The sequence below is a fragment of the Azospirillum sp. B506 genome (assembly GCF_000333595.1).
Lineage (GTDB): Bacteria > Pseudomonadota > Alphaproteobacteria > Azospirillales > Azospirillaceae > Azospirillum.
The window spans coordinates 1-4,335 of record NZ_BADK01000536.1 but is presented as its reverse complement, the minus strand read 5'-3'; the positions used below and the strand labels follow the sequence as shown (position 1 = coordinate 4,335).

The following is a 4,335-nucleotide window of genomic DNA, read 5'->3' as shown; positions in this document are numbered from 1 at the left end:
CAGCCCGACGAACTCCCCGGGGTCCTCCACNGCCACCGCGACATGCCCTCGGGGCTGGGTGAACTTCACCGCATGGTCGAGCAGGTTCAGCACCATCTCGCGCAGCCGCCGGCGGTCGATGCGCATGCGGAAGGACGGACAGGAATGGACGGCCAGTGTCACCCGCTTGCCGGCCGCCTTCGGCGCCAGCATGTCGGCACAGCCGGTCAGCAGTTGCGGGATGTTGACATCGCTTTCCTGGATCTCGATGGAGCCGGTGGAGCCGCGTGTGTAGTCGAGGATGTTGTTGACCATGGTCAGCAGCGATCGGCCGCTTTCCTCGATCAACTTGACATATTCCAGGTAATCGGGGTGGCCCAGCTTGCCCATCCCCTCCCCCGCCAGCACGTCGGCGAAGCCGATGATGGAGTTCAGCGGCGTGCGCAGTTCATGACTCATCACCGCCAGGAAATCCAGCTTGGCCCGGTCGGCCTTGCGCGCGGCCTCCAGCGCATCCGACAGTTCGGCGGTGCGTTCCGATACACGGCATTCAAGCTCGCGGTTCTGTTCGGCCGCGCGGCGGTAGAGCTTGCGGATCTCCACCATGTTGCGGACACGGTGCAGAAGCTCCCAGGCGATGAAGGGCTTGGTCAGGAAGTCGTTGGCGCCCAGTTCCAGCGACTTGCGCCGGGTCTCCTGGTCGGTCTGGGCGGTCAGCACCAGAATCGGCACGTAATCGTCGCCGAAGACCGGCTTCAGCCGCTCCATCAGGTCGAAACCGCTCATGTGCGGCATGCGGATGTCGATCAGCAGCAGATCGAAAGGCTCTGCCGCGCAGAGGTCGGGCACCTTGCGCGGGTCGGTCTCGCCGCGCACATGGCGATAACCGTCGTGACCGAGGATTTCCCGCAGCAGGTCGACGTTGGACGGGTTGTCGTCCACGATCAGGATGCTCGCGTCCCTGACCTGCTGGGCGAGCGCCGGATCGATCTGGCTCCTGTTCATCGGGACCATGCACCTTTGAACCGTCCGCTAGGGCAGTCAGGTTCGCCTCTGAACGGATCGAATGCAACGGAAATGAACAGGCCGGCGGGAGGAGCGGCCTCGGTCAGGGAACGGCGCTGTCGAGCGGCGTCGCTCAGGCCCGTTTTTCCCAGCCGCCGCGGTCGGTCTGCTGCCAATAGGTCAGGCTGTGGCCGGCGGCCTTGCAGGCCTTCCAGCGCTGGCGGGCGGCCAGCACCGCCTCCTCGTCGTTGCCGTCGAACAGGTCGCAGACGAGGTCGAAACTGTCCATCCGGTCGCTGACGCAGCCGTCCACCGTCACCAGCACGGTGGCGTTGTTCGGGTTCTCGTCGGCGTCGGTCAGCCACACCGGCTGGCGCTCGGCGAAGCCGTCGCGCGCAGCCCCGTGCGGCAGGAAGGAGCCGGGATCGTAGGTCCACAGATGCTGGTTCAGCATGTCCACCCGCTCTGCCGAGCCGGCCAGCACGACGGCACGCCAGTTCCGCTCAAGAACCTTCTCCAGGATCTTGGGCAGCGCCTGTTCCATCGTGCGCCGTTGCAGGTGGTAGAAGCGGACTTCGGTCATGGCCCCTTCACGCACGGCGATCAGCCCTCGTGGAAGTCCGCCACGAAGCGGTCGAGCAGGCGCACGCCGAAGGCGGAGGCCCCCTTCGGAACCGTGGCGCCGTCCTTCTTCGCCCAGGCAACGCCGGCGATGTCGATGTGGGCCCAGGGCAGATCGTTGACGAAGCGCTTCAGGAACTGCGCGCCGACGATGCTGCCGGCCCCGCCACCCGACCCGGTGTTCTTCATGTCGGCGGCCGGCGACTCGATTTCCTTGTCGTAATTGTCGCCCAGCGGCATGCGCCACACCGGCTGGCCCACCTTCAGGCCGGCGGCCGTCAGGTTCATGGCAAGGTCGTCGTCGTTGGCGAACAGGCCGGCATGCTCATGACCCAGCGCGACGATGATGGCGCCGGTCAGGGTGGCGAGGTCGATCATCAGCTTGGGCTTGTAGACGTCCTGGGCGTACCACAGGCAGTCGGCCAGCACCAGACGGCCTTCCGCGTCGGTGTTGATGACCTCGATGGTCTGGCCCGAGGCTGAGGTGACGATGTCGCCCGGACGCTGTGCCGTGCCCGACGGCATGTTCTCCACCAGACCGACGATGCCGATGGCGTTGACCTTCGCCTTGCGGGCGGCGAGCGCGTACATGGTGCCGATCACGGTGGCGGAGCCGCCCATGTCCCACTTCATGTCTTCCATGCCGGCCGCACCCTTGATCGAGATGCCGCCGCTGTCGAAGGTGACGCCCTTGCCGATGAAGGCGACCGGACGCTTGTCGTCAGCATCCGGGTTGCCGTTCCAGCGCATGACGACCACGCGCGGCTCGTTGGCGCTGCCCTGAGCGACGCCCAGCAGGGCGCCCATGCCGAGCTTCCTCAGCTTTTTCTGGTCGAGGATTTCCACCTCGACGCCGAACTGCTCCAGTTCCTTCGTCTTCTCGGCAAGGCTTTCCGGATAGATGACGTTGGCCGGCTCCGACACCAGATCGCGGGTGAAGCGGATGGCGTCGGCCAGCGTGTCCAGCTTCTTGAAGGCCGACTTGGCGGCGCCGTCTTCCTCGACCAGCAGCGTCAGCTTGCGCAGGCTGGGCTTCGGCTCCTTCTTGTCGGCCTTCTTGTCGTTGGTCCGGTACTTGTCGAACTTGTAGCTGCGCAGCTGCGCGCCAAAGGCGATCTCGGCGGCGGCGGCGGCCGGCGACAGCGCGGTCCCCTCCGGCAGTTCGACCAGCAGAGCCGCCTCGTCGGCGGCCTTGTCCAGCGTCACGGCGATGGCGCCGCCGGCGGCCTGCAGGACCAGATCGGTCAAATCCGCAGCCTTGCCGATGCCGACCAGCAGGATGCGGCCAAGCTCGGTCCCGGCCGGGGCGAGCAGCGTCAGCGTCTCGTCCTTCTTGCCGTTGAAACGGGCGGCGGCCATGGCGCGGGCCAGCGCCCCGCCGGTCTTCTCATCAAGCTCGCGCCCGATCGGGCCAAGGCTGCGGTCGGCGGCGACGGTCACGGCGAGCACGCCGGAGGACGGCAGGGACGGCTTGGCGAAGGAGAACTTCATCTGGTCCTCTTGAGAGGGATTGGGCGAATACGCCCGGATGGCATCGGCGGTTGGAAGCCTACCCCACCGATAAGGAGCGCGCCACCCCGGCTGTCAAGAGTGGGGAGGGGGAGATGCCCCTCCCCCATCGCTCACGCATCGATCGCCTTGCCCAGCTCGACCGGATCGACCTCGCCCTGCTCCAGCGCGATGTCCGGCACGCTCTCCTCCGACACCGTCTCCTCGGCGCGGCGCTCCAGCACGGCGGCGAAGAAGCCGTCGGTGTCGTGACGGGCCGGCGTCAGGCGCAGGTAGGGACCCTCGACCGGCGGCGGCGCGCCGGCCTCCTCCTCCGCCCAGACCTCGGCGACCGGCTTGACGATGAAGTCGTGATGGGTCTGCAGGAAGGCTTCGACCTGCGCCTCGTTCTCGTCATGCAGCATGGAGCAGGTGGCGTAGATCAGCCGCCCGCCCGGCTTCACCAGACGCGCGGCGCTGTCCAGGATGTTGGCCTGCAGCGGCAGCAGCTGTTCCAACCCCGGGCCGAGCTGGCGCCATCGGGCATCGGGGTTCCGGCGCCAGGTGCCGGTGCCGGAGCAGGGGGCGTCGACCAGCACGCGGTCGAACTTGCGCTTGTGGCGCTTCACCCAGGGGTCGCGCTCGCTGGTCAGCGGGTGGGCCTCGATGTTGTGCAGGCCGGCGCGGCGGAACCGCTCGGCGGCACGTTTCAGGCGCTTGTCCAGCACGTCGCAGGCGACGACGCGGCCCTTGTTCTTCATCAGCGCCGCGACGGCCAGCGTCTTGCCGCCGGCGCCGGCGCAGAAATCCACCACCTGATGGCCCGGCTTCGGCGCCACCGCCAGCGCCACGAGCTGAGATCCCTCGTCCTGGATCTCGACCAGACCGTCCTTGAACGCCTCGACGCTGCCCAGCGGCGGCCGGCCCTTCACCCGCAGGCCGAGCGGCGACCATTGCGTGGTCTCCGCCGTGATCTGCGCCTTGGCCAGCGCCTTGATCGCGCTCTGCTGGTTGGCCTTCAGCGGGTTGATGCGCAGGTCGAGCGGCGCCGCCTCCAGCAGCTTCTCCATCTCCACCCCGAAGCGCTCGCCGAGCGAGGCGCGCATCGGCGCCTCAGCCCAGTCCGGGCATTCCACCCGCACCGTCTCCGGCATGTCGGGATGGTCCATGGTGTGGCTTTCCAGCTTGCCGACCATCGCCAGCTCGTCGTCGGTCAGGCGGGCCGGGGCGAACTGCCGCCGC

Annotated in this window: 4 protein-coding genes; all 4 read right to left on the bottom strand. The window is 67.7% G+C overall.

Annotated elements, in window-relative coordinates; all coding sequences use genetic code 11:
* On the bottom strand, positions 1–984 hold a 984-nt coding region (locus I71_RS15995), incomplete at its 3' end, for a response regulator (RefSeq protein WP_042695842.1).
* Between the two features lie 133 nt (positions 985–1,117).
* Positions 1,118–1,567 (bottom strand): DNA polymerase III subunit chi, encoded by a 450-nt coding sequence (locus tag I71_RS15990; RefSeq protein ID WP_042695841.1) that lies wholly within the window; start codon positions 1,565–1,567, stop codon positions 1,118–1,120.
* Positions 1,568–1,587: 20 nt separating this feature from the next.
* Complete coding sequence (locus I71_RS15985) at positions 1,588–3,096, bottom strand: leucyl aminopeptidase (RefSeq protein WP_042695840.1); 1,509 nt, start codon at positions 3,094–3,096, stop codon at positions 1,588–1,590.
* 131 nt (positions 3,097–3,227) lie between these two features.
* The coding region (locus I71_RS15980; protein ID WP_042695839.1) for an RsmB/NOP family class I SAM-dependent RNA methyltransferase at positions 3,228–4,335 on the bottom strand (1,108 nt) is incomplete at its 5' end.